The organism is Streptomyces showdoensis, assembly GCF_039535475.1.
GTDB classification, from domain to species: domain Bacteria; phylum Actinomycetota; class Actinomycetes; order Streptomycetales; family Streptomycetaceae; genus Streptomyces; species Streptomyces showdoensis.
In genome coordinates, this window is the sequence record NZ_BAAAXG010000026.1 from 3377210 (window position 1) to 3399988 (window position 22779).

Genomic DNA, 22779 nt, shown 5'->3' on the forward strand with positions numbered 1-22779 from the left:
CGACTCGGAGGGGTTCCATGCCGCCGTTCTCCAGACCCGGCCGCGCATCCGCCGTGACGCTCGTCGCGACGCTGCTCGCCGTCCTCCTCCCGGCCGCCGCCGCCCGCGCGGACAGCCGGACCGTGCAGGGCGGCCGGCTCGACTGGGGCATCAAATCCTCCTTCCAGGGTTACGTCACCGGGCCCGTGGCCCAAGGGAGTTGGAGCCTCACCGGCGGCGCCGCCACGGTCGGCTCCGGACAGTTCCGCTTCCACTCCGCGCAGGGTTCCTACGACCCCTCGACCGGCGCCTTCGAGGCCGCCTTCAGCGGCGGGGTGCGCTTCCTCGGCCACCGCGAGGCCGGCGGCGGGAACGCCCTCGACCTCACCGTCAGCCGCCCCCGGGTCCGCGTCCGCGACGGACGGGGCACCCTCTACGCGGACATGGCGAGCAAGGCCAAGGGCAGTGGCGTCCTGACCACCCGCAGCCGCGTCCCGCTCGCCACGCTCGACCTCTCCGGCATCGACATGCGCGGCGGCGGCAGCCCGCTCGCCCTCACCGGCGTGCCCGCCACCCTCACCGCGCAGGGCGCCACCGCCTTCGCCGGCTACTACCCGGCGGGCACCCCGCTCGACCCGGTCGCCCTCTCCGTCGACGTCCTCGAGGCGGCCGGCGGACAGGCCTCGAAGCCGGCCCCGTCCGCCCCCACCCGGGCGCCCGAGGCGGAACGGCCCGCGGGCGGCTTCCGGGAGGCCGCCGTCGACTGGGGCGTGCGCCGCACCTTCCGCGAGTACGTCACCGGGGCCGTCGCCCGGGGCCGCTGGGCGCTGACCGGCGGTGCCCAGGACGGCGGCGCGCTCTTCCGCTTCCCGGCGGGCAGGGGCACGTACGACCCGGAGAAGCGCACCCTCGACGCCGTCTTCGCGGGCAGCGTCCGCTTCACCGGCGCCCACCTCGACCTCACGCTCGGCGCCGTCACCGTCGAGGTCGCCGACGGCCGCGGCACCCTCAGCGCCGATGTCACCAGTGCCGGGAGACCGCCCGAGAAGGCCGTCCCGCTCGTCACCTTCGCCGCCGGCGGCCTCCGGCCCGAGAACGGCCTCGCCACCGTCGCCGAGGCCCCGGCCACCCTCACCGAGGGCGGCGCCAGGGCGTTCGGCGGGATGTACAGGGCGGGCACCGCCATGGACCCGGTCTCGCTCGCCGTCGCCGTCGACGCCACCGCGGAGCTGCCGCCGCTGCCGGACCTCGGGGAGGACGCGAAACCCGCGTCCCCGGCCCCCGCGTCGACCTCCGCGCCGGCGCCGGCCCCGGCGAGGGCCTCCGACAGCGCCCCGGCCCCCACGGTCTGGATCGCCCTCGGCGCGGGCGTGGTGCTCGCCGCCGCAGTCGCCCTCGGCGCGGCCCTGCGCAAGCGCCGCCCCCGCACCACCGACTGACCTACCGTCACACCCCCGGCCGGCCCGCCGTCGGCTGACCTGCCGTCACGCCACGGCGGCACGACGCCCCCACGGGTGCCACGTCCCCAGGGCTCCATGCCTCCCAGGGCCCCACGCCCCCCAGGGTTCCATGCCTCCCAGGGCCCCATGCCCCCAGGGCCCCACGCCCCCAAGGTCACCACCCCACCACCCCACCACCCCACCACCCATCGCACCGGCACGCCGACGCACAGGCGCCGTCACCCCGTCACGCCCTCACGCGGGCGTGCCGCCACTCCGTCACGCCACCCCACCGGCCCGCCGTCACACCGGCGCGGCCCCGCACCTTCACCAGGAGACACCCAGCCATGGCCACCCCCCTGAGCCTCCGCACCGTCACCAGGGCCGCCGCCCTCGCCACCGTCGTGGCCCTCGGCACCGGCGCCCTCGCCCTCCCCGCCGTCGCGGCCGACGCGGCGCCCCCCGTCCCGCTGAAGAACGGCACCCTCGACTGGGGCATCAAGGAGTCCTTCCGCTCCTACCTGGCCAAGCCCTTCGCCAAGGGCCGCACCACGGTCGACGGCGGCGCCCGGCAGGCCCCGGACCACGGGATCTTCACCTTCGTCGACGGCTCCGGCACGTACGACACCGGCAGCCACGCCACCGCCAACTCCTTCAAGGGCGGCGTCCGCTTCGAGGCCCACGACGGCGCCCTCGACATCCGGATCTCGGACGTGCGCCTGTCGACCAAGGGCGCCGCCGCGCCGACCGGCGAGATCACCGCCGACGTCGTCGCCAAGGAGAAGGACGGCACCTTCACCACCCGCGACGACATCCCCTTCGCCGCGCTCGACATGACCGGCGTCCGGCCGGGCGGCGGCACCGGCGGCGCCATGGTCTTCACGGGCATACCGGCCAAGCTCACCAAGGAGGGTGCCGCCGCCTTCGCGGGCTTCTACAAGGAGGGCGAGGTCCTCGACCCCGCCACCCTCACCGTGACGCCGGGCGGCACCGGGCCGACCACCCCGACCACCCCGACCACCCCGACCAAGCCCCCGACCCAGCAGCCCACCCCCACGCCCGGCACCGGCACCACCCCGCCGGCGAAGCCGGACCCGAAGCCCACGGCCACCTCCACGCCGACGAAGCCGGCCGTCACCCCCACCACCGCCCCGGACCCGGCCGGAGTCCGGAGCGGGCGGCTCAGCTGGGGCGTGAAGGAGTCCTGGCGGAAGTACGTCACGACCACCTGCGGCGGCACGGTCACCCCGTCCGGGGGCGCCACGTCCAACGGCTCCGCCTACGCCTTCGCCTTCGGCCGGGCCACCCTCGACTCCACGGCCCGCACCGCCGACGCGGCCTTCGGCGGCAGCCTCCGCTTCGCCTGCGCGGGGCACGGCATCGACTGGACCGTCGGCGACGTGAAGGTGAAGGCGAACGGCACGAAGGGCACCCTCGTCGCCGACGTCACCACCGCCAAGGGCACCCGGAACGACGTGGCCTTCGCCGAACTCGACCTGAGCAGGGCGGACTGGAGGGCGAAGAACGGCGTCGTCACCCTCGCCGCGCTCCCGGCCAAGCTGACCAAGGACGGCGCGGCCACCTTCGCGGGCCCGAACGGCGAGGCCTTCTACACCGCGGGCACCGCCATCGACCCGGTCACCGTGAGCCTGGCCACGGCCAAGGGCGCCGGCCTGCCGACGACGACGGGCGGCGGCAGCGCGGGCGGCGGCACGGGGGGTACGGGCGGCACCGTGGGCGGTTCGGCCGCCCTCGCGGCGACCGGCGCGGACGCCCCCACCGGCCCCCTCCTGGCCGCCGCCGGCCTCGCCGCCGCGGCCGGGGCGGGCGTCGTGATCGCCGTCCGCCGCCGGGCGGCCGGATCCTGACCCTCCGCGCGGGCCTCTCCCCGCGCGAAGAGGCCGCACGCCCTCCCGGGAGTGCGGCCTCTTCGCGGTGCCCCGGCACGACCCGGCGTCTGGATGCTTCAATTCCGCCATGAACACGACGGTCACTGACATCGACGTCCTGCGGGTCTTCTGTGCGGGCGACGGCCGGCACGGCAACGCCCTCGGCGTCGTACGGGACGGGCGCGGCCACCCCGACGAGGCGTCCCGGCAGGCACTCGCCAAGGAACTCGGCTTCAGCGAGACCGTGTTCGTGGACGACCCCGAGCGCGGCATCGTGGACATCTACACCCCGGGGCTGCGGCTGCCCTTCGCCGGGCACCCGCTCGTCGGCGCGGCCTGGCTGCTCGACCTGGAGGTCGTCCACCCGCCGGCCGGGGAGGTGTGGGTGCGCGGCGACGGCGAGTTCACCTGGATCGAGGCCCGCGCCGAATGGGCGCCGCCGCGCACGCTGAAGCGGTACGCCTCGGCCGCCGAGGTCGACGCCCTGGAGGTCCCGGAGCCGGGGGAGTGGATCTACGCATGGGCCTGGGAGGACGAGGCCGCCGGGCGGATCCGCGCGCGGGCCTTCCCGGGGCGCGGCGACGGCATCGACGAGGACGAGGCGACGGGCGCGGCGGCGCTGCTGCTCACCGCGGAGCTCGGCCGGGCGCTGAACATCACGCAGGGGCGGGGCTCGCAGCTGCTCACCGCCCCCGGCCCGGACGGCATCGTGGAACTGGGCGGACGCGTCCGCCTGGAACGGACGCTCACCCTCTGAGGAACGCGGGGAACGCGCGCACCCCGGGGTCGCCGACGGCCCCGGGGTCTTCGCCGTGCGCGGGCGCGGTCAGGCGGCGCTGAGCGGGAACTCGCCCGCCAGCTCGCGGAACACCGCCCCGTTGAAGTCGAAGGCGCGCTTGCACTCGTCGACGATCCGCTGCTTCTCCAGGTCGTCCGCGTTCACGGCGTCGAGCAGCTCCCGGTACCCCCGCTTGAAGGCGGCGGGGTTGCCGATGGCGTCGAACACGTAGAACCGCACGCCGTCGCCCTTGCGGGCGAAGCCCCAGGTCCGCTCGGCCTTGTCGCGGATGATCTGGCCGCCCGACAGGTCGCCCAGGTAGCGGGTGTAGTGGTGCGCCACGTAGCCGGCGGGCCAGTCGCGGGCGCACTCCGCGACCCGCGCCGCGTACGCCTCGGTGGCCGGCAGCGCGGTGAGCCCGGCGCGCCAGCCGGGACCCCGCAGGTGGGCGAGGTCCTGTTCCAGGGCGGCCGTGCGGAACAGCTCCGGCTGTATGAAGGGCCCGGCGACCGGATCGGCCTTCAGGGCCTCCGCGCCCTCCTCCAGGGCGCGGTACACGAACCAGAGCTGCTCCGTGTAGCGCGTGTAGGCGTCCACGGCCAGGCGTCCGCCCAGGAGGTCGCTCATGAACGTCGACGACTCGGCTTCCGTGTGCTGCTCGTGCGAGGCGGTGCGGATGAGCGTCGAGAAGGGCGTGTCCAAGGCGTGCCTCCGGGACCGTCGGGGGTCGGGAACAGTGCAGATCTTGCCAAGTTAGGCTTACCTAAGTCAACTGGTTCCCGACGTCCTGTCGGTAAAAAACGTACCCCTCCATCGGGTCAGGGCAACGTAAGGATCTCGGCCCCGTTCTCGGTCACCACGAGCGTGTGCTCGAACTGGGCGGTCCGCTTCCGGTCCTTGGTCACCACGGTCCAGCCGTCGTCCCACATGTCGTAGTCGTGGGTGCCCAGGGTGAGCATCGGCTCGATCGTGAACGTCATGCCGGGCTGGATGACCGTGGTGTGGTGCGGCGAGTCGTAGTGCGGAATGATCAGCCCGGAATGGAACGACGAGTTGATGCCGTGCCCCGTGAAGTCGCGGACGACGCCGTAGCCGAAGCGCTTGGCGTACGACTCGATGACCCGGCCGATGATGTTGACCTGGCGGCCCGGCTTGACCGCCTTGATGGCCCGGTTCAGGGACTCGCGGGTCCGCTCGACGAGCAGCCGCGACTCCTCGTCGACGTCGCCGCACAGGTAGGTGGCGTTGTTGTCGCCGTGGACGCCGTTGATGTACGCGGTCACGTCCAGGTTCACGATGTCGCCGTCCTTCAGGACGGTCGAGTCGGGGATGCCGTGGCAGATGACCTCGTTGACCGACGAGCACAGCGACTTCGGGAAGCCGCGGTAGCCCAGCGTCGACGGATAGGCCCCGTGGTCGCACATGAACTCGTGCGCGACCCGGTCCAGCTCGTCCGTGGTCACCCCCGGAGCGATGTGCTTGGCGGCCTCCTCCATAGCCTGGGCGGCGATGCGGCCGGCGATCCGCATCCGCTCGATGGTGTCGGAGTCCTGCACCTCGGGCCCGGAGTACGGGGTCGGGGCGGGCTTTCCGACGTACTCGGGGCGGCGGATGGACCCCGGAACGGAACGGTGGGGGGAGAGCTCCCCCGGTACGAGAAGCGACTGGCCAGACATGTCAGCGAGTCTAACGACCGCGTCTGGGGCAGCATGGCGACAGAGGAAGGAGCCGACGATGGCCCTGTTCAAGAAGCGCACGGCGGGCAAGCCGGGCGAGTGGTACTACTGCCTGGAGCACAAGAAGGTCGAGGAGGGCCCCGAGTGCCCGGCCAAGAACCGCTTCGGCCCCTACGCCACCCCTGAGGAGGCCGCCCACGCCATGGAGACGGCACGGGAACGCAACCTGGAGTGGGAGACCGACCCCCGCTGGCACGACAAGCCGGGGACGGAGGGCGCCGACGGCTCCGAGGGCAGCGGCGACTCCTCCGGCGAGGGCCGCTAGACGCGGACCGGACGACCGGGGCGCGGTGGCGCGGCCGCGGGGGCCGCGGGACCGGCGACTCCGGACGCCACGGGCCCTGCCTTCCGGATCGGGCCGGCCCGCGACGCGGCCCGGTCCGGTTCGGTCAGGCCCGGTCAGGCCCGATCCGGCGCCTGATCCGGTCCGATCCGGCCTGATCCGGCCTGATCCGGCCTGATCCGGTCCGATCCGGAGACAGGGCCGGGCTAGGCCCCGCCCGCCGCGAACCGCGCGGTCGCCAGGACGGTCCCGTCCGCGGCGAGCAGCCGGACCCCGGCCGGTGCCGCGGGGCCGACCTCGGCCGGGGCGGCCCAGTAGCCGTACCCGTCCCGCAGCGGGAACGAGCCCAGCACCGCCGAGCCGCCGCCGGCCGCGTCGAGCACGCACCGCACCGGGCCTCGGCCCCCGCCCTCCAGGTCGACCGACATGTACACCCAGCCCGGTCGTCCCGGCTCCCCCGGGTGCGCGAAGACCCGGCCCACCTCGTGCCCGCCGGCCGCGACCAGGGCCGCCTCGAAGAGCCCCGGGTGCGCCGGCTGCACCGCCGGCGCGCTCTCCACGACGGTGCCCACCGCCCACCCTCCGAACCCGCAGGCCAGGGCCGCCGCCAGCGCCGCCGCGGCCAGCCGCAGCCGGTGCCGCCGCCCGCGCCACCGCGCCGCCGGGGCGGCGGGCGCGGGCGCCGGAGCGGGTGGCGCCAGCGCCGCCACCACCCGGCTCTCGAAGCCGACCGGCGGCTCCGCCTCCGGCAGCAGTCCGAGCAGCCCGTCCCCGACCGCCGTCAGCTGCTCGACGTACTCCCGGCACTCCGGGCAGCGGTCCAGGTGGGCGACCGCCTCGGCCCGCTCCCGGGCCGGGAGCACCCCGAGCGCGAGCTCGGCACCGAGCTCGCGCAGCCGCTCGCACTCCGCGCCGCTCACCGCTCCTCCTCCCGCTCCAGGACCGCCCGCAGCTTCGCCGTCCCCGCCCTGATCCGGGTCTTGGCGGTGCCCAGCGGTACGGACTCGAACGCGGCGACCTCCCGCGCCGTCATCCCGTAGATCCCGGCCATCACCAGCGCCCGCGCCTGCTCGCGCGGCAGCGTCGAAACCGCCCTGCGGACCCGTTCCGAGCCCTCCTCGGCCTCCGCGTGCCGCTCGGGCGTGTCCGTCACGGCGCCGAGCAGCGCCTCCAGGTCCTCGGGGGCGACGGGACTGGCCCGCCGGGCCCGTACGGCGTCGATCGCCAGGTTGTGCGCGATGGTCGTCAGCCAGGTCCGCACCGAGCCGCGCCGCGGGTCGTACACCTGGGCGTGCCGCCAGGCCCGCTCGAAGGTCTGCTGGGCGATGTCCTCGGCCAGCTGGGGGTCGCCGACGACGGCGAGGGCCACCCCGAAGACGGTCCGCTGGAAACGGCGCACGAAGGCCACCGCGATCTCCTGGTCGCCCGTGGTCAGACCGGAGAGCAGTGCCTCGTCGGGTACCCGCCCGAGGGACGGGCCCATGCGCCGCATACCCATGGATACGTCTCGCGGCCCCGAAGGGATTGCCTGCCGCCATTCTCCGCCCCGCGCAATCCCTTCGCGGGGCCCGGCCGTATCCCCTGCGGAGGACCGAACCATGAACGGAACCACGAACGGCACCACGCCCGCACCGCGCACCCGCCGAACCCGCGGCCGGATCGCCCTCGGCCTGTCGGGCGCGGCCCTGGCCGGCTTCCTGGCCGCCTGCGGAGGCGGCGGCGGAGGCGGCGCCGGCACCCCCGCCCCGGCCCCGCCGCCGTCCACGGCGACCACCGGGAGCACCGGTACCGCGGGGGCGACCCAGGTGAAGGCCGACCTGACCGACTTCCACATCGCGCTCTCCCCGCAGCCCTCCCAGCCGGGGCGGTACACCTTCGTCGCGAAGAACGACGGACAGCACGAGCACGCCCTGGAGATCGAGGGCAACGGCGCGGAGAACCGCAGCAGCACGCTCGCCCCGGGCGAATCGGCCACCCTCACGGTGGAGCTCACGTCCGGTACCTACCAGGTCTACTGCCCGGTCGACGGACACAAGGACCTGGGGATGAAGACGCAGATCACCATCGGCGGCGCGACGAACGGCACCGCCCCGAGCGACGGGAACGGCCATGGGAACGGAAACGGCACCGGCGCCGGCGGCGGCTACTAGGGCGGGGCACGGCGCCGTGACGGTCCTGCTGCGGCTGACCGCGGCCGCCCTGACCGCCACCATGGCCGCGATCCACCTGCACCTGTGGGCCGACGGCTACCGGGACCTCGTCACCATCGGCGTCCTGTTCCTGCTCAACGGCATCATCGGCCTCGCCCTCGCGGCGGCGCTCCTCGTGAGCCCCGCCCGCCTCCTGGAGCCCGTCGCCGCCGGCACCGCGCTCTTCACGGCGGGCACCCTGGGCGCGCTGCTCCTCAGCCTCACCACGGGACTCTTCGGCTTCAGGGAGTCGACCGCCGCGGACCTGGTCGTCCCCACGCTCGCCGTGGAGACCGCCGGGGTCCTCGTCCTCGCGGCCCTGGCCCTGCGCGCCCGGCCCGACCGAAAGGCCACGAGCTAGACGGCGGCCGCCGCCTTGCGGGCCAGCGCGTCCTCGTCGGTCCCGGAGTCGTACGCGAGCAGCTTCGGCAGGGCCAGACAGAGCAGGCCGACCGAGGCCACGCAGGCGACGCCGCCCGACCAGACCGCCGCGCGGGTGCCCGTCCAGCCGGCCATCGCACCCGCCCGGACCTGGCCCAGCTGCGGGCCCACGCTGTACGAGAGGACCTCGATGCCCGCGAGGCGCCCGCGCAGCTCCTCCGGGATCGTCTGGTTCCAGATCGTGGACCGGCCGAGCCCGCTCAGCATGTCGCCGGCGCCCGCGAACGCCAGGCACAGCAGCACCAGCCAGACGTTCGAGAACCAGCCCGCCGCCGCGATCGCCAGGCCCCAGCCCGTCGCGCCGGCCACCACGAGCACGCCGTGCCGCCGCACCTTCGACGTCCACCCGCTGGTGAGCCCCAGGACCAGCGAGCCGACCGAACCCGCCGCGTACATCAGGCCCAGCGACCACTCCGCGTCCAGCTCGTCCGCGAGGAACGGGAAGATCGTGTTGGGGAAGGCGAAGAGCATCGCCGCGAGGTCGATCGCGTACGTGCCCAGCAGCACCGGCCGCGACCACGCGTACCGCGCGCCCTCCGCGATCCCGCGCAGCGACGGCTTGTCCGCGTCCCGCGCCGGGGGCGCGGGCGACAGGCGCCGGCACAGCAGCACCGACAGCACGAACCCGGCCACCCCGACCGCGTAGGCGGGGGCGTGGCCCGCGTAGGCGACGACCAGACCCGCGAGCGCCGGACCGGCGATGGACCCCAGCTGCCAGCGCAGCGAGTTCAGGGCGGCCGCGGCCGTCTGCTGCTCGTGCGGCACGATCCGGGCCATCAGCGAGTCGAGGGCGGGCCGCTGCAGCCCGGCCAGGGCGGAGACCCCGGCCGCGACGACGTACAGCGGCCAGAGCAGCGGCTGCGGCAGCAGGGCGTTCAGGAACAGGACGAGCGCCAGCAGCGCGAGGCCCGCCTCCGTCGCCACGATCACCTTGCGCCGGTCGACGGCGTCGGCGAGCGCCCCGCCGTACAGCCCGAAGACGATCAGCGGCACCAGCTCCACCGCGCCCATCGCGCCCACCGCGAGGGGCGAGCCCGTGAGGTCCTTGATCTGCAGCGGCAGCGCGATCAGCGCCATGAAGCTCGCGAAGTAGGCCACGAGCCCCTGCGCCCACAGGAGCCGGAAGTCACGGGAGGAGCGCCAGGGCGCGAGGTCGGGAAGGAGGCGGAGCAGACGTGTCACGAGGGGTCATGCTCGGCCGCGGCGCGTGCCCCGGGCAACCGAATTAGCCGTCCGTGCCGGTCGCGCCGTCCGTGCCGGTCGCGCCGTCCGCCGGTCGCGCCGTCCGTGCCGGTCGCGCCGTCGGTGCCGTCCGTGCCGGTCGCGTGCCTCACCAGCGGGCCGGCGGCGGCGCCGTCAGCTGGTCGGCCAGCCGCGAGAGCCGGTCCCGGAACCGCAGCCGCCCGCGCGGCGCCGCGGGCAGGCAGTTCTCGCCGGTCGCCGCGCTCACCAGGTGCTGGACCGTGTCCAGGTCCACCTCCGCGTCCGCCGTCACCGGCAGCGTCTCGTGCGCGAGCCCCATCAGCTCCGGGTCGCCGCCGTCCAGGGACAGCACCGTCGCCCCGGCCCGGCGGGCGTCGTGGACCCGTTCGAGCAGCCCCGCCCCGGGCCGCGAGGGCGCCACCACCAGGAGGGTCGCCCCGCGCCCCGCCGTCTCGATCCGGCCGAGCCCGACGGCCAGGTGCGCCGGGTCCCCGGGCCGCACCCGGTGCCTCACCAGGGTCGGCGCGAGCTCGGGACAGCCGGACCAGGCCGACTCGTCGACCAGGTGGGCGGCCAGGTGCCAGGGCTCGTACTCCTCCGTCCCCACCAGCAGCAGCCCGCCGCCGTGCGAGACGACGGAGGAGCGCAGGGAGCCCGCGAAGCGGCGGGCCGCCGCCGGCCATTCCGTACCGGCGAGCACTTCGCGCAGCAGCGCGACACGAACGGCGTCCATGGCCCCGCATCCTGCGCCCGCGCGGGGGGCGTACGCGGGCGTTCGCGGAAGTCTCACCCGTACGGGGCGCACCGACCCGACCGGTCGGTAATGTCGGGGCCATGACTTCCTCGACCTCCGCCGGCGGCCCCGCGTCCGAGTCCGCCCCCGCCCGCGCCCCCAAGGACCCCTGGGACCTCCCCGACGTCTCCGGCCTCGTCGTCGGCGTCCTCGGCGGCACCGGCGACCAGGGCCGCGGCCTCGCCTACCGGCTCGCCAAGGCCGGCCAGAAGGTGATCATCGGCTCGCGGGCCGCCGACCGCGCCCGGGCCGCGGCCGACGAGCTCGGCCTCGGCGTCGAGGGCGCCGACAACGCCGAGTGCGCCCGGCGCAGCGACATCGTCATCGTGGCCGTGCCGTGGGACGGCCACGCGAAGACCCTGGAGGCGCTGCGCGGGGAGCTGGCCGGCAAGCTCGTCGTCGACTGCGTCAACCCGCTCGGCTTCGACAAGCAGGGCGCCTACGCCCTCAAGCCGGAGGAGGGCTCCGCCGCCGAGCAGGCCGCCGTCCTGCTGCCCGACGCGCGCGTCACCGCCGCCTTCCACCACCTGTCGGCCGTGCTGCTCCAGGACGCCTCGATCGACGAGATCGACACCGACGTCATGGTCCTCGGCGAGGTCCGCGCCGACGTCGAGATCGTCCAGGCGCTGGCCGGGCGCATCCCCGGCATGCGCGGCGTCTTCGCCGGGCGGCTGCGCAACGCCCACCAGGTCGAGTCGCTGGTCGCCAACCTCATCTCGGTGAACCGCCGGTACAAGGCACACGCGGGCCTGCGCGTCACCGACGTCTGAGCGGGCTCCGGGCCGCGTCCCGCCCGCCCCGGCCGCCGGGGCGGGTCCCGGGCGGGCGCGGCGCCGGGCATGGGGGACACTGGACGGGCACCACACGCCGTACCCGGACAGGAGCCGACCCCATGCCCCGCCTCGCCCTCTACGCCCTGGTCGTCTGCGCGCTCGCCGTCGCCGCGGCCGTCGTCTCCTTCGTCCAGGGCAGCTTCCTCGGCGTCATCTGGGTGCTGCTGGCCGGCCTCTCCTCGAACATGGCCTGGTACTACGTCCGCCGCGCGAAGGCCTCCGCCGCCGCGAACGGCTAGGACCCGGTCCGCCCGGGCCTACACCGCGCAGAACTCGGGCGCCGACTCCCAGAACCGGAACAGCTGGGAGCCGCAGTAGCGGGACAGCTCCGGGACACCGAGCGTCCGCATCAGCGCGTCGACCCCGTCGAAGAACGCCCCGTTGATCGCCGGGACGAACAGCAGCGCGATCACGACGAAGAAGCCGTACGGCGCGTACGGCTCGATCTGGCGCTTGACGCGGTACGACAGCCAGGGCTCGACCACCCCGTAGCCGTCGAGCCCCGGCACCGGCAGGAAGTTCAGCAGCGCCGCCGTCACCTGGAGGAACGCCAGGAAGGCGAGCGCGTACTGGAAGGCGCGCGGTACGCCGTCGAGCGCGCCCAGCCAGAACGGCGCCGTGCAGACGATCGCGAACAGCACGTTGGCCAGCGGGCCCGCCGCGGAGATCAGGCTGTGCTTCCAGCGGCCCCGGACCCGGTCCCGCTCGATGAAGACCGCGCCGCCCGGCAGACCGATGCCGCCCATGATGACGAAGAGCACCGGCAGCACGACGCTCAGCACGGCGTGCGTGTACGCGAGCGGGTTCAGGGTCAGATAGCCCTTCGCGCCGACCGTGATGTCGCCGCCGTGCAGCGCGGTGCGGGCGTGCGCGTACTCGTGGAGACAGAGCGAGACGACCCACGCCGAGGTCACGAAGAGGAAGACCGCGAGGCCGACCGAGGCGGCGAAGTCCGTCCACACGGCCCAGCCGGTGACGCCCATCACGGCGAGGATCGCCAGGAAGACCGGGCTGATCCTCCGCTCGTGCCGGCGGTGGGTGGTCGAGCTCATACGGGGCTCCCGGGGCGGAGGACGGGGGTCTGTCGGTGCCCGGGAAACGTACCGGGGCACGGGGACGGTTCCTGCGGCGGGGGGCGGTCACCCGTGGGGGCGGGGGTCGTTCGGTCTCGCGTGCGGGCTTTGGCGCGGCTCGCGGACAATGGGGCCCGTGCGCTACTTCCTCCTCGGCCCGGCTCGGGCGCAGACGTCAGAAGGCCCCGACGGGGCCGCCGTCACCGTCGGCGGTCCCCGGGTGCGGGCGCTGCTGACCGTCCTCGCGCTGCGGGCGGGCCGGGCCGTGCCCGTGGGGGTGCTCGTCGACGAGGTCTGGGGCGCCGAGCCGCCGGCCGACGCGGTCGCCGCGCTCCAGGCGCTGGTGGGCCGGCTGCGGCGGGCCCTGGGCCACGAGCGGGTGGTCTCCACGGAGGGCGGCTACCGGCTGGAGGCCGTACGGGGCGATGTCGACCTGTTCCGCTTCGAGCGGCTCGCCGACGAAGGCGTACGGGAGTTGGCGGCCGGCCGTGCCGCAGGCGCCGCCCGGCTGCTCGACGAGGCGCTGGGACTGTGGAAGGGGCCGGCCCTCGCCGACCTTCCCGACCGCGGGGCCGAGGCCGCCCGCTGGGAGGCCCGGCACCTCGACGCCCGCCGGGCCAGGCTGGCCGCCGCCCTCGCGCTCGGCGAGGCGGCCGGCGCGCTGCCCGAGCTGACCGCCCTGTGCGAGAGCCACCCGCTCGACGAGCCCCTCCAGGCCCTGCGCATCCGGGCGCTGCGGGATGCCGGACGCTCGGCGGAGGCACTGGCCGCCTACGACCTGGTCCGAGGCGAGATCGCCGAGCGGCTCGGTGCGGATCCCTCCGCCGAACTGCGTTCCCTGCACGCCGAGTTGCTGGAGCTGCCCGAGCCCGTGGCCCCCGGGGCCGGGGCGGTCGTCGGCAATCTCACCGCCCGGCTCACCAGCTTCCTCGGGCGGGACGGCGAACTGGAGTCGCTGGGCGCCGAGTTGCGGGAGTCGCGGCTCGTCACGCTGCTCGGTCCCGGCGGCGTCGGCAAGACCCGGCTCTCGCAGGAGGCCGCCGAACGCGTCGGCGGCGGCTGGCCCGACGGCGTCTGGCTCGTCGAGCTCGCCCCCGTCACCGACCCGGAGGCCGTCACCGAGGCCGTCCTCGCCGCGGTCGGCGCCCGCGAGACCGTCCTGCGCGGCGCCGGCGCCGAGGAGCTGCGCCTCGGCGACGATCCGATGCATCCCACCGGACGGCTCGTGGAGCACTGTGCGCGGCGTCGGATGCTGTTGTTGCTGGACAACTGTGAGCATGTGGTGGGTGCGGTGGCGGGGTTGGTGGAGGTGTTGTTGGCGCGGTGTCCGGGGGTGACGGTGCTGGCGACGAGTCGGGAGCCGTTGGGGGTGCCGGGGGAGGTGGTGCGGCCGTTGGGGCCGTTGCCGTTGGGGGTGGCGGTGCGGTTGTTCGGTGAGCGGGGTGCGGCGGTGCGGCCGGGGTTCCGGGTGGAGGAGGAGGCGGGGGCGGCTGCGGAGATCGTGCGGCGGCTGGACGGTCTGCCGTTGGCGGTGGAGCTGGCGGCGGCGCGGTTGCGGATGCTGACGGCGGGGCAGATCGCGGAGCGGTTGGATGATCGTTTCCGGTTGTTGACGTCGGGGGCGCGGACGGTGTTGCCGCGGCAGCAGACCTTGCGGGCGGTGGTGGACTGGTCGTGGGATCTGCTGGGTGGTGCGGAGCGGGGGGTGTTGCGCCGGTTGTCGGTGTTCGCGGGCGGGTGTGATCTGGAGGCGGCGGAGGCGGTGTGCGGGGGGCCGGGTGCGGCCGGGGACGTGCTGGAGCTGCTGGGGTCGTTGGTGGACAAGTCGTTGGTGGTGGCGGCCGAGGCGGAGGGCGGGATGCGGTACCGGTTGCTGGAGACGGTGGCCGAGTACGCGGGGGAGCGGCTGGACGAGGCAGGGGAGCGGGCTGCGGTCGAGCGGCGTCATCTGACCTACTACCGGGAACTCGCGCGCCTGACCGACCCCGAACTGCGCACCGGACGCCAGACCGCCGCCCTCACCCGCTTCGGCGCCGAGTACGGCAACCTCCGCACCGCGCTGCGCCGGGCGGTCGCCGCCCGGGACGAGCACGAGGCGCTCGTCCTCGTCCACGCCCTGCTCTGGTACTGGACCATGCGCGACCTGCGCGCCGACGCCCTGCACTGGGCCGAGTCCGTCGCCGCCCTCGGACCCGACCCCTTCGGACCCGCCGCCGCCCCCGTCGTACCGCTGCACGAACCGGTCACCGCCGGGCCGCCGCCGCTGAGCGAGGAGCAGCTGTGGGAGGCGCGGCGCGGCGTGCGGCTGATCGAGCTGCTCAACATGGACCACGAGACGGGGCGGTGGACCACCCCCGAGGGCGTCGAGCGGCTGCGGCGGATCAACGACTGCTACCCGCCCGGGCTTCCGCAGACCTGCCGGCTGCCCGGCTCCTTCACCGTCTTCGCCGTGCTGCTCATCGCCGAACCCGGGCGCATGGGTGCGGCCCTGGACGCCCACGTCGCCGCCTGCCGCCGCTACGGCTACGAGTGGGAGCTGGGCAACGCCCTCCAGCTGCGCGCCAACATGCTCGCCAACCGGGCCGACCTGGCCGGGCAGGCCGCCGCCGACGCGGAGGAGAGCCTGCGGATCTTCGTCGGGCTCGACGACGCCTGGGGCGCGGCCGAGGCGCTGTCCTCGCGGGCCGAGGCCCGGGAACGGCGGCTGGAGTTCCACGGTGCCGCCGAGGACTTCGAGGCCGCCATCGGCTACGCGCGCCGGGTCGGCGCCCAGTCCCAGATGGCGCTGCTGCGCGCCCGCTACGCCGACATGCTGATCGAGACCGGCCGCCAGGAGGAGGCCGAGCGGATCCTGCGGGAGGTCGTCGAGGGCGAGCACGGGCGCGGCCACGAGCCGATGCTCGCGGCCCGGATCTTCCTGGCGATGCTGTTCGGCCGGACCGGTCGCACGGCCGAGGCCCGGGTGCACCTGCAGCGGCTGCTGGACGAGTTCAGCTCGGAGACCTTCTCCGTCTTCGAGGGCTTCACGCTCGGCAGCCTCGGCTGGGTGGACAACCTGGACGGGCGGTACGCCTCGGCGCTCACGCTCGCCCGGCGGGCGTACGAGAGCTCGCTGGGCGCGCTGTCGATCATGGTCGCCCCGCAGATGCCGGCGATCCACCTGGTCACCGCCGCCTGGGCGCTGGCCGGGATCGGCGGCCCGGCGGCCCGTACGGCGGCGGTCCTGCTCGGCGCGTACGAGGGGCTGCTGCCGCCCGGGCACCTGTCCCCGCCCATGGAGCGGGAGAACCTGGCGCGGGCCACCGAGCTGGCGCTCGCCGCGCTGGGCGGCGAGAAGGAGTTCGAGGCCGCCTACGCCGAAGGCGGCGGCCTCTCCCTGGAGGAGGCCGCCGCCCTGCTCGTACGCGCCGACGCGATCAACGGGCGCGCCGAGTCCTGAATCCCCCTGTGGATCAGGTCTTCTTGCGGAACTTGGAGACCGCGAGCGGCGCCATGACCACGGTGATGCCGGCCGCCCAGGCGAGCGTCATCCACGCCGAGTGGGCGACGGGGCCGCCGCTGATCAGGCCGCGGGCGGCGTCGGCGAGGTTGGACAGCGGGTTGTAGTCGGTGAAGGTCTGCAGCCAGCCGGGCATCGTGGTCGGCTTGGCGAAGATCGAGGAACCGAACTGCAGCGGCATCAGCACGAGCATCGCCATCCCCTGGACGGCCTGGGCCGTCTTCATGGTGAGACCGAGCAGGATGAAGATCCACATCAGGGCGGCGCCGAAGACCATCGACAGACCGATGGCGGCGAGCAGGTGGAAGATCGAGGTCTGGATCTCCAGGCCCAGCAGGAAGCCCATGCCGAGCAGGATCGTGGTGGCGATCAGCATGCGGCCGATCTCGACGACGATCTTCGCGATGAGGACCGAGGAGCGGGCGATCGGCATGGTCCGGAACCGGTCCATGACGCCCTTCTTGAAGTCGTCGTTGATGCCGGTGCCGACGCCCATCGCGATGTTCATGCCCATCATGGCCATCAGGCCGGGCACCAGGTAGTTCACGTACTCCTGCTGGTTGCCCTTGCCGGCCATCGCACCGCCGAAGACGTAGGTGAACAGCAGGATGAAGATGACCGGCATCAGGACGGCGTCGAACATCGACTCCGGGTCCTGCTTGATCTGGAGGGCGTTGCGCCGGGCCAGGGCGCCGATGTGGCGGAGGTTGGCCCGCAGGCCGATCCGGCCGTCGGCGGCGCCGGCCGCCCGGACCGGGGCGGGGCCGGGGGTGTCCACGGGGGACTGGGGCAGGGTGGTGGTGCTCATGCGGCGACCTCCTGGCTGATCGCGTCGGTGGTGGACGTCTTCTCGCCGGTGATGGCGAGGAACACCTCGTCGAGGCTCGGGAGGTGGGTGCCGATGTGGGCGATGCCGAAGCCGCGGGCGCCGAACAGGCCCACCACGGCGGTCAGCTGCTCGTCGCTGAGGATCGGCACGTACAGCAGGCCCTCGTCGGGCACCACGGTGGCGCCGGCGATCCCGTCGAGGCCGGTCTCGCGGAGCGCGGCGGCCATGGCGGGCAGGTCGGCCGGGTCGGCCGGGCGGACCTGGAGGGTGCGGCCGCCGACCCGGGCCTTCAGCTCGTCGACCCCGCCCCGGGCGATGACCCGGCCGCGGTCGATGACGGTCAGCTCGCTGGCGAGCTGCTCCGCCTCCTCCATGTACTGGGTGGTGAGCAGGACGGTGGCGCCCTCGGCGACCATCCGCTGGACCTCGTCCCACACCTCGTTGCGGGTGCGCGGGTCGAGGCCGGTGGTCGGCTCGTCCAGGTAGAGCACGGCCGGCCGGCCGATCATGGAGGCGGCCAGGTCGAGGCGGCGCCGCATGCCGCCGGAGTAGTTCATCGCGGGGCGCTTGGCGGCCTCGGTGAGCGAGAAGCGCTCCAGGAGCTCGTCGGCGCGGGCGCGGGCGTCCTTGCGGGAGAGGTCGAGCAGCCGCCCGATCATGTACAGGTTCTCCCAGCCGGACAGCTTCTCGTCGACCGAGGCGTACTGTCCGGTGAGGCCTATGGTGCGGCGCAGCTGGCGGGGCTGGCGCACCACGTCGTAGCCGGCGACGACGGCGGTGCCGGCGTCCGGGACGATGAGGGTGGACAGGCAGCGGACGAGGGTGGTCTTGCCGGCGCCGTTGGGGCCCAGGACCCCGAGGACGGTGCCCTCGCGGACGTCCAGGTCGACCCCGTCGAGGGCCTTCGTCTCGCCGAAGTGCTTCACGAGGCCCCGGACCTCGACGGCGTTGGTGTGTGATCGCGTCATGTCCACCATGGAACAGGGCGCCACCGACAGCGCACCGACAGCCGACCGACAGCACCGCCTACAGACGCCTACAGACGCCTACAGGCACCTGCAGACGCCTACAGCACCCACCTACAGATGCCTGCACACCTGCGGACGTCTGCGTGGACGCCGGAGGAAGCCGACAGCCCGCCGACGGGGGACGGTCGGCGGGCTGTCGTTCTTACCGGGAGGGTCCGCGGCGTTCTAGTGGAAGCTGTGCTCCTCGGCGGGGAACGCCCCGCCGGCGACGTCCTCGGCGAAGGCGCGGGCGGCGTCGCCGAGCGTCTCGCGGAGGTTGGCGTACTGCTTGGTGAAGCGCGGCACCTTGCCGCCGGTCAGACCGGCCATGTCGGTCCAGACGAGGACCTGCGCGTCCGTGTCGGGTCCGGCGCCGATGCCGATGGTGGGGATGTGCAGCGAGCGGGTGACCTCGGCGGCCAGTTCGGCCGGGACGAGCTCCAGGACGACGGCGAAGGCGCCCGCGTCCTGCGCCGCCTTGGCGTCGCTGAGCAGCCGGTGGGCGGCCTCGTCGGAGCGGCCCTGCACCCGGTAGCCCATGGTGTTCACGGACTGCGGGGTCAGGCCCAGGTGGGACATGACGGGGATGCCGGCCTGGACGAGCAGCTCGGTCTGCGGCAGCGAGCGCTCGCCGCCCTCCAGCTTGACCGCGCCGACGCCGGCGTCCTTGACCAGCCGGGTGGCGTTGCGCAGGGCCTGGACCGGGCCCTCCTGGTACGAGCCGAAGGGGAGGTCGCCGACGACCAGGGCGCGCTTGGTGCCCCGTACGACGGCGGCGGAGAGCAGCGTCATCTCGTCCATCGTGACGGGCACGGTGGTGTCGTAGCCGAGGTGACAGTTGCCCATGGAGTCGCCGACGAGGACCACCGGGATGCCGGCCTCGTCGAAGACGGAGGCGGTCATGGCGTCGTAGGCGGTGAGCATGGGCCACTTCTCGCCGCGGGTCTTGGCGGCGGCGATGTCGTGGACGGTGATGCGGCGGGTGCCCTTCCCCCCGTACAGCGCCTTGCTGCTGTCGGCGGGCGGTTTCTGGGCAGCCTGAAGCGTCATGGTGAACGGCTCCTTTTGTCATCTCGAGGCGCCCTGTGGCGTCCCCGGACCATGTCCATGGTGGCACTTCGCCGGGGGGACGGGGAAGTGGGGCGGAGTGGCGCTGTTCACACCGCCGCAACGCGGCGCAATGTGCCGCCGGGGGTCGTCGGCGGTCGTCGGTGGGCGGGTCGGTAAAGAAAACGTCAGCTTTTTCGATACGAGACGGTCTCGTATCGAAATGAGCTTAGGGTGAGGGCATGTCTCAGCCGTCCCCCGTACTCGCCGCACCCCGGATACCCGAGGCCGTGCACCGCCGCCGCTGGGCGATCCTCGGCGTCCTCATGCTCAGCCTGCTGATCGTCGTCCTCGACAACTCGATCCTGAACGTCGCGGTCAAGACGATCGCCAGCCCCGCCCCCACCGGCATCGGCGCCACCCAGAGCGAGCTGGAGTGGGCCATCAACTCCTACACGCTCGTCTTCGCCGGGCTCCTGTTCACCTCCGGCCTCCTCGGCGACCGCCTCGGGCGCAAGAAGGTGCTGCTCTTCGGCATCACCGTCTTCGGCCTGGCCTCCGCGCTCGCCGCGCTCTCCGGCTCGCCGGGCGAGCTCATCGCCTACCGGGCGCTGATGGGCCTCGGCGCCGCGTTCGTCATGCCGGCCACGCTGGCCGTCCTCATGAACGTCTTCGAGCGCGACGAGCAGCCCAAGGCCATCGGCATCTGGGCCGGCAGCGTCGGCCTGGCCATCGCCGTCGGCCCCATCACCGGCGGCATCCTGCTGGAGCACTTCTGGTGGGGCTCGATCTTCCTGGTCAACGTGCCCGTCGTGCTGCTCGCGCTGGTCCTCATGGCCTGGCTCGTGCCCGACTCCAAGGACCCGAAGCCCGGCCGGATCGACCTGCCCGGCGTGCTCCTCTCCGTCCTCGGCCTGGTCCTGCTCGTGTACGGCATCATCCGCGGCGGCGAGCTGGCGAGCGTCACCGACGTCACCGTACTGGTGCCCGCCCTGGCCGGTCTCGCGATCCTGGCCGGATTCGTGCTGTACGAGAAGCGCGCCGACCACCCGGCGCTCGACATCTCGTACTTCCGCAAGCCCGCGTTCTCGGCCGCCGTCGCCGCCATCGCGCTGGTCTTCTTCGCCCTGCTCGGCGTGACCTTCTTCTCCGCGTTCTACCTGCAGAGCGTCCGCGGCTACAGCGCCCTGGAGTCCGGCCTGCTCATCCTGCCGCTCGCCATCGCCCAGATGCTGTTCTCGCCGCGCGCCCGGCTCGTCGTCGAGCGCTTCGGCGCCAAGGCCGTGTGCACCGCCGGCATGCTGGCCGTCGCCCTGGGCCTGGGGGCCTTCGCCTTCTTCGACGCCGGCACCCCGATCTGGGTCCTCGAAGTGGTCTTCTTCGTGCAGGGCGCCGGCATGGCGCACATCATGCCGCCGGTCACCGTCGCCGTGATGCAGGCGCTGCCCCGCGAGAAGGCGGGCTCCGGCTCGGCGATCAACAACACCTTCCGCCAGGTCGGCGGCGCGCTCGGCGTGGCCGTGCTCGGCTCCGTCCTGTCCTCCACCTACCGCGGCGGCATCGAGGGCCACCTCGGCGCGGTCCCGCCGGGCCTGCGCGAAGCGGCCGGCGAGTCCATCGAGGCCACCCTGGCGGTCGCCGAGAAGCTGGGCCCGGCCGGGCGCGGCCTGGTCGCCCCCGCGTACGACGCCTTCCTCGACGCCATGCACGTCACCGCCATCGGCTCCGCCGCCGTCGCCCTCCTGGGCGCGGTCGTCGTCGCCGTCTTCCTCCCCGGCCGTACCCCGGCGCCCGGCGCGGAGCGGGCCTCCGTTCCCGCCGGCCGGGCCGAGGCGGGAGAATCGGTGACGAGGTAACGACAGGGACGACGGTGGCCGAGGGGCCCGGGCGGAGAGGCGGAGCGGACGTGACGCGGGAGAACGGCGGGGCAGGGGCGACGGACCCGGCCGAGGACTGCGCCGGGTCCGCGCGGCGCGGCCGGCCGCGGAGCGAGGCGGCGGAGCAGGCCATCTTCGACGCGGCGATCGGGCTCCTGGAGGGCGGGACGCCGCTGACCGAGGTGTCCATCGAGAAGATCGCCCGCACCGCCGGGGTCGGCAAGGCCACCATCTACCGGCGCTGGCCCGGCAAGGAGGAGCTCTTCGTCGACCTCCTGCGCTCCGTCGAGCCCCCGGACCCGGTGCTGCCCGGCGACTCGGTCCGGGGCGACCTCGTCGTCCTCATGGAGTCGATCCGGCGGCGCGGACTCGCCAAGCGGAACTCGGCGCTGCTGCACAACGTGTTCTCGCAGATGCAGGCGTACCCCAAGCTGTGGGACACCTACCACCAGGTCGTCATCGAGCCCCGCCGCCTCCTCGGCCTGGACCTGGTCCGGCGCGGGATGGCGCTCGGCGAGATCCGCGACGACCTGGACGTCGAACTCGTCAACGACCTCTTCACCGGCCCGCTCCTGCTGCGCACCGTCATCCGCCCCGGCGCCACGCTGGAACCGGACCTCGCCGAGCGGGTCGTCGACGCCGTCCTGGAGGGCCTGCGCCCGCGCGACTGACCCCACGGGGACGAGTCGTACGAATGTGCGCGTTCTGTCACAGGAGTACGTCCCGCGCCACGTGCAGGAACCCGCCACGCGGCTCTGTCGTCCCTCGGGGAGTACGACCGAACCGGAATCGCCTAGGGTCGAGACCGGGTCGCAGAGCAAGGCAGTGAGGACGGCAGCGATGACGCGGGTGGACATGACGGAGACCGAGAACGGCGGCGCGCCGCACGACAAGGGCCCCGCCTCCCGGTTCGCCCACCGCCTGCGGTCGCTGCGCGGCGACCGCGGCATCTGGCGCCGGGGCGTCCTCCTCGCCCTGTGCGCGGTGCTGCTGACGCTCCTGATGGTGTTCCACTCGGACATCCCCAACCGGATCGGCAACCTCGGCAGCCTGACCGAGACCTTCCTGCCCTGGCTCGGCCTCTTCGTGCCGCTGCTCCTCGTGCTGGCCCTGCTGCGCCGCTCCGCGACCGCGCTGATCGCCCTGCTGCTGCCGGCCGTCGTCTGGGTCAACCTCTTCGGCGGCCTGATCGTCGACAAGTCGGCGTCCGGCGGCGACCTCACCGTGGTCAGCCACAACGTGAACGCCGACAACCCCGACCCCGAGGGCACGGCCCGTCAGATCGCCGCCTCCGGGGCGGACGTGGTGGCCCTGGAGGAGCTCAAGGGCGACATGGTGCCCACCTACGAGAGCGTCCTGGCCGACACGTACCGGTACCACTCCGTGCAGGGCACGGTCGGTCTGTGGAGCAAGTACCCGCTGCGCGGGGTCCGGCCGGTCGACATCCGGATGGGCTGGACCCGCGCCATGCGGGCCACCGTCGCCGCCCCCGCCGGAGAGGTGGCGGTCTACGTGGCCCACCTCCCCTCCGTACGGGTCAAGCTGAACGCCGGCTTCACCGCCAACCAGCGCGACAACAGCGTCGTCGCCCTCGGCGAGGCCATCTCCCACGACCCGCACCAGCGGGTCGTGCTGCTCGGCGACCTGAACGGCACCATGAACGACCGCTCCCTCAACGCGGTCACCTCGCAGCTGCGTTCCACGCAGGGCGCGGCCGGCGACGGCTTCGGCTTCAGCTGGCCCGCGTCCTTCCCGATGGCCCGCATCGACCAGATCATGGTGAAGGGCGTGGAGCCGCTCTCCTCCTGGACCCTCCCCCAGACGAAGAGCGACCACCTGCCGGTCGCGGCCCGCCTGAAGCTCTGAGCCCGGCGGCCGGAGCGG

Annotated in this window: 22 protein-coding genes; 12 read left to right on the top strand and 10 right to left on the bottom strand. The window is 74.0% G+C overall.

Features of this window, described 5'->3' with window-relative positions:
* Positions 1 to 17 precede the first annotated feature (17 nt).
* The 3 genes from ABD981_RS28505 to ABD981_RS28515 all read left to right on the top strand — a co-directional run bounded on the left by ABD981_RS28505 (position 18) and on the right by ABD981_RS28515 (position 4064).
* Entirely contained in the window at positions 18 to 1418 is a 1401-nt protein-coding gene (locus ABD981_RS28505; protein ID WP_046911744.1) for an HtaA domain-containing protein, read from the top strand.
* Between the two features lie 347 nt (positions 1419 to 1765).
* A complete protein-coding gene (locus ABD981_RS28510) occupies positions 1766 to 3286 on the top strand; it encodes an HtaA domain-containing protein (RefSeq protein ID WP_046911743.1) in 1521 nt (506 codons plus the stop codon).
* A gap of 109 nt (positions 3287 to 3395) precedes the next feature.
* Positions 3396 to 4064, top strand: coding sequence for a PhzF family phenazine biosynthesis protein (locus ABD981_RS28515; RefSeq protein ID WP_046911742.1), 669 nt, complete (start codon positions 3396 to 3398; stop codon positions 4062 to 4064).
* 69 nt (positions 4065 to 4133) lie between these two features.
* Here ABD981_RS28515 and ABD981_RS28520 read toward each other — a convergent pair whose 3' ends face one another.
* The gene (locus tag ABD981_RS28520) at positions 4134 to 4787 is read right to left on the bottom strand and encodes a biliverdin-producing heme oxygenase (RefSeq protein WP_046911741.1); all 654 of its coding nucleotides are present in this window, start codon (positions 4785 to 4787) and stop codon (positions 4134 to 4136) included.
* 116 nt (positions 4788 to 4903) lie between these two features.
* Positions 4904 to 5761 (bottom strand): type I methionyl aminopeptidase, encoded by an 858-nt coding sequence (gene map / locus ABD981_RS28525; RefSeq protein ID WP_046911740.1) that lies wholly within the window; start codon positions 5759 to 5761, stop codon positions 4904 to 4906.
* 58 nt (positions 5762 to 5819) lie between these two features.
* On the opposite strand from map, the gene ABD981_RS28530 reads away from it, so the two are divergent.
* On the top strand, positions 5820 to 6086 hold the full coding sequence (locus ABD981_RS28530; protein ID WP_046911739.1) for a hypothetical protein: 267 nt from the start codon (positions 5820 to 5822) through the stop codon (positions 6084 to 6086).
* A 224-nt stretch (positions 6087 to 6310) separates the two neighbouring features.
* Here the strand turns inward: ABD981_RS28530 and ABD981_RS28535 are convergent, their stop codons facing one another.
* Positions 6311 to 7024 (bottom strand): hypothetical protein, encoded by a 714-nt coding sequence (locus tag ABD981_RS28535; RefSeq protein WP_345530399.1) that lies wholly within the window; start codon positions 7022 to 7024, stop codon positions 6311 to 6313.
* Positions 7021 to 7596, bottom strand: a complete 576-nt coding sequence (locus ABD981_RS28540; RefSeq protein ID WP_345530473.1) for an RNA polymerase sigma factor — start codon at positions 7594 to 7596, stop codon at positions 7021 to 7023. The genes ABD981_RS28535 and ABD981_RS28540 overlap by 4 nt, the downstream gene beginning before the upstream one ends.
* 106 nt (positions 7597 to 7702) lie before the next feature.
* Between ABD981_RS28540 and ABD981_RS28545 the strand changes: the two genes are divergently transcribed.
* Both ABD981_RS28545 and ABD981_RS28550 read left to right on the top strand, forming a co-directional pair.
* Positions 7703 to 8254: a plastocyanin/azurin family copper-binding protein gene (locus ABD981_RS28545; RefSeq protein ID WP_345530400.1), complete on the top strand. Its 552-nt coding sequence runs from the start codon at positions 7703 to 7705 to the stop codon at positions 8252 to 8254.
* A gap of 16 nt (positions 8255 to 8270) precedes the next feature.
* Complete coding sequence (locus ABD981_RS28550; RefSeq protein ID WP_345530401.1) at positions 8271 to 8654, top strand: hypothetical protein; 384 nt, start codon at positions 8271 to 8273, stop codon at positions 8652 to 8654.
* Here the strand turns inward: ABD981_RS28550 and ABD981_RS28555 are convergent.
* Positions 8651 to 9916, bottom strand: coding sequence for an MFS transporter (locus tag ABD981_RS28555; RefSeq protein ID WP_345530402.1), 1266 nt, complete (start codon positions 9914 to 9916; stop codon positions 8651 to 8653). The genes ABD981_RS28550 and ABD981_RS28555 overlap by 4 nt on opposite strands.
* A gap of 148 nt (positions 9917 to 10064) precedes the next feature.
* Positions 10065 to 10670 (bottom strand): hypothetical protein, encoded by a 606-nt coding sequence (locus ABD981_RS28560; protein WP_345530403.1) that lies wholly within the window; start codon positions 10668 to 10670, stop codon positions 10065 to 10067.
* Between the two features lie 101 nt (positions 10671 to 10771).
* On the opposite strand from ABD981_RS28560, the gene npdG reads away from it, so the two are divergent.
* Together npdG and ABD981_RS28570 are read left to right on the top strand one after the other, a co-directional pair.
* Positions 10772 to 11500 carry an NADPH-dependent F420 reductase gene (gene npdG, locus ABD981_RS28565; RefSeq protein ID WP_345530404.1) on the top strand — a complete coding sequence of 243 codons (729 nt, stop codon included), beginning with the start codon at positions 10772 to 10774 and terminating at the stop codon, positions 11498 to 11500.
* Positions 11501 to 11622: 122 nt separating this feature from the next.
* Entirely contained in the window at positions 11623 to 11802 is a 180-nt protein-coding gene (locus ABD981_RS28570; RefSeq protein WP_345530405.1) for a hypothetical protein, read from the top strand.
* An 18-nt stretch (positions 11803 to 11820) separates the two neighbouring features.
* Here ABD981_RS28570 and ABD981_RS28575 read toward each other — a convergent pair whose 3' ends face one another.
* A complete protein-coding gene (locus ABD981_RS28575; RefSeq protein ID WP_345530406.1) occupies positions 11821 to 12615 on the bottom strand; it encodes a site-2 protease family protein in 795 nt (264 codons plus the stop codon).
* Positions 12616 to 12763: 148 nt separating this feature from the next.
* Here ABD981_RS28575 and ABD981_RS28580 point away from each other — a divergent pair, with 148 nt between their 5' ends.
* Positions 12764 to 16075 carry an AfsR/SARP family transcriptional regulator gene (locus tag ABD981_RS28580; protein WP_345530407.1) on the top strand — a complete coding sequence of 1104 codons (3312 nt, stop codon included), beginning with the start codon at positions 12764 to 12766 and terminating at the stop codon, positions 16073 to 16075.
* 13 nt (positions 16076 to 16088) lie between these two features.
* On the opposite strand, the gene ABD981_RS28585 is transcribed toward ABD981_RS28580, so the two are convergent.
* The 3 genes from ABD981_RS28585 to panB form a co-directional block, all read right to left on the bottom strand.
* Entirely contained in the window at positions 16089 to 16943 is an 855-nt protein-coding gene (locus ABD981_RS28585; RefSeq protein WP_046909873.1) for an ABC transporter permease, read from the bottom strand.
* On the bottom strand, positions 16940 to 17941 hold the full coding sequence (locus ABD981_RS28590) for an ATP-binding cassette domain-containing protein (RefSeq protein ID WP_205628248.1): 1002 nt from the start codon (positions 17939 to 17941) through the stop codon (positions 16940 to 16942). Before ABD981_RS28590 ends, ABD981_RS28585 begins: the two co-directional genes overlap by 4 nt.
* Positions 17942 to 18157: 216 nt before the next feature.
* Positions 18158 to 19021, bottom strand: a complete 864-nt coding sequence (panB, locus tag ABD981_RS28595; protein WP_046909874.1) for a 3-methyl-2-oxobutanoate hydroxymethyltransferase — start codon at positions 19019 to 19021, stop codon at positions 18158 to 18160.
* Between the two features lie 239 nt (positions 19022 to 19260).
* Between panB and ABD981_RS28600 the strand changes: the two genes are divergently transcribed.
* The 3 genes from ABD981_RS28600 (at position 19261) to ABD981_RS28610 (ending at position 22761) form a co-directional block, all read left to right on the top strand.
* Complete coding sequence (locus tag ABD981_RS28600) at positions 19261 to 20874, top strand: MFS transporter (protein ID WP_046909875.1); 1614 nt, start codon at positions 19261 to 19263, stop codon at positions 20872 to 20874.
* A 50-nt stretch (positions 20875 to 20924) separates the two neighbouring features.
* A complete protein-coding gene (locus ABD981_RS28605) occupies positions 20925 to 21566 on the top strand; it encodes a TetR/AcrR family transcriptional regulator (RefSeq protein WP_046909876.1) in 642 nt (213 codons plus the stop codon).
* A gap of 169 nt (positions 21567 to 21735) precedes the next feature.
* Positions 21736 to 22761, top strand: a complete 1026-nt coding sequence (locus ABD981_RS28610) for an endonuclease/exonuclease/phosphatase family protein (protein WP_046909877.1) — start codon at positions 21736 to 21738, stop codon at positions 22759 to 22761.
* Positions 22762 to 22779 lie beyond the last annotated feature (18 nt).

What these genes read in the sequence shown, in the direction of transcription:
- map (WP_046911740.1), bottom strand. Translation starts at nt 5,761, where the DNA reads ATGTCTGGCCAGTCGCTTCTCGTACCGGGGGAGCTCTCCCCCCACCGT.
- ABD981_RS28545 (WP_345530400.1), top strand. Translation starts at nt 7,703, where the DNA reads ATGAACGGAACCACGAACGGCACCACGCCCGCACCGCGCACCCGCCGA.
- ABD981_RS28575 (WP_345530406.1), bottom strand. Translation starts at nt 12,615, where the DNA reads ATGAGCTCGACCACCCACCGCCGGCACGAGCGGAGGATCAGCCCGGTC.
- ABD981_RS28530 (WP_046911739.1), top strand. Translation starts at nt 5,820, where the DNA reads ATGGCCCTGTTCAAGAAGCGCACGGCGGGCAAGCCGGGCGAGTGGTAC.
- ABD981_RS28505 (WP_046911744.1), top strand. Translation starts at nt 18, where the DNA reads ATGCCGCCGTTCTCCAGACCCGGCCGCGCATCCGCCGTGACGCTCGTC.
- ABD981_RS28585 (WP_046909873.1), bottom strand. Translation starts at nt 16,943, where the DNA reads ATGAGCACCACCACCCTGCCCCAGTCCCCCGTGGACACCCCCGGCCCC.
- ABD981_RS28600 (WP_046909875.1), top strand. Translation starts at nt 19,261, where the DNA reads ATGTCTCAGCCGTCCCCCGTACTCGCCGCACCCCGGATACCCGAGGCC.
- ABD981_RS28570 (WP_345530405.1), top strand. Translation starts at nt 11,623, where the DNA reads ATGCCCCGCCTCGCCCTCTACGCCCTGGTCGTCTGCGCGCTCGCCGTC.
- ABD981_RS28540 (WP_345530473.1), bottom strand. Translation starts at nt 7,596, where the DNA reads ATGCGGCGCATGGGCCCGTCCCTCGGGCGGGTACCCGACGAGGCACTG.
- ABD981_RS28510 (WP_046911743.1), top strand. Translation starts at nt 1,766, where the DNA reads ATGGCCACCCCCCTGAGCCTCCGCACCGTCACCAGGGCCGCCGCCCTC.
- ABD981_RS28515 (WP_046911742.1), top strand. Translation starts at nt 3,396, where the DNA reads ATGAACACGACGGTCACTGACATCGACGTCCTGCGGGTCTTCTGTGCG.
- ABD981_RS28610 (WP_046909877.1), top strand. Translation starts at nt 21,736, where the DNA reads ATGACGCGGGTGGACATGACGGAGACCGAGAACGGCGGCGCGCCGCAC.
- ABD981_RS28590 (WP_205628248.1), bottom strand. Translation starts at nt 17,941, where the DNA reads ATGGTGGACATGACGCGATCACACACCAACGCCGTCGAGGTCCGGGGC.
- panB (WP_046909874.1), bottom strand. Translation starts at nt 19,021, where the DNA reads ATGACGCTTCAGGCTGCCCAGAAACCGCCCGCCGACAGCAGCAAGGCG.
- ABD981_RS28580 (WP_345530407.1), top strand. Translation starts at nt 12,764, where the DNA reads ATGGGGCCCGTGCGCTACTTCCTCCTCGGCCCGGCTCGGGCGCAGACG.
- ABD981_RS28560 (WP_345530403.1), bottom strand. Translation starts at nt 10,670, where the DNA reads ATGGACGCCGTTCGTGTCGCGCTGCTGCGCGAAGTGCTCGCCGGTACG.
- npdG (WP_345530404.1), top strand. Translation starts at nt 10,772, where the DNA reads ATGACTTCCTCGACCTCCGCCGGCGGCCCCGCGTCCGAGTCCGCCCCC.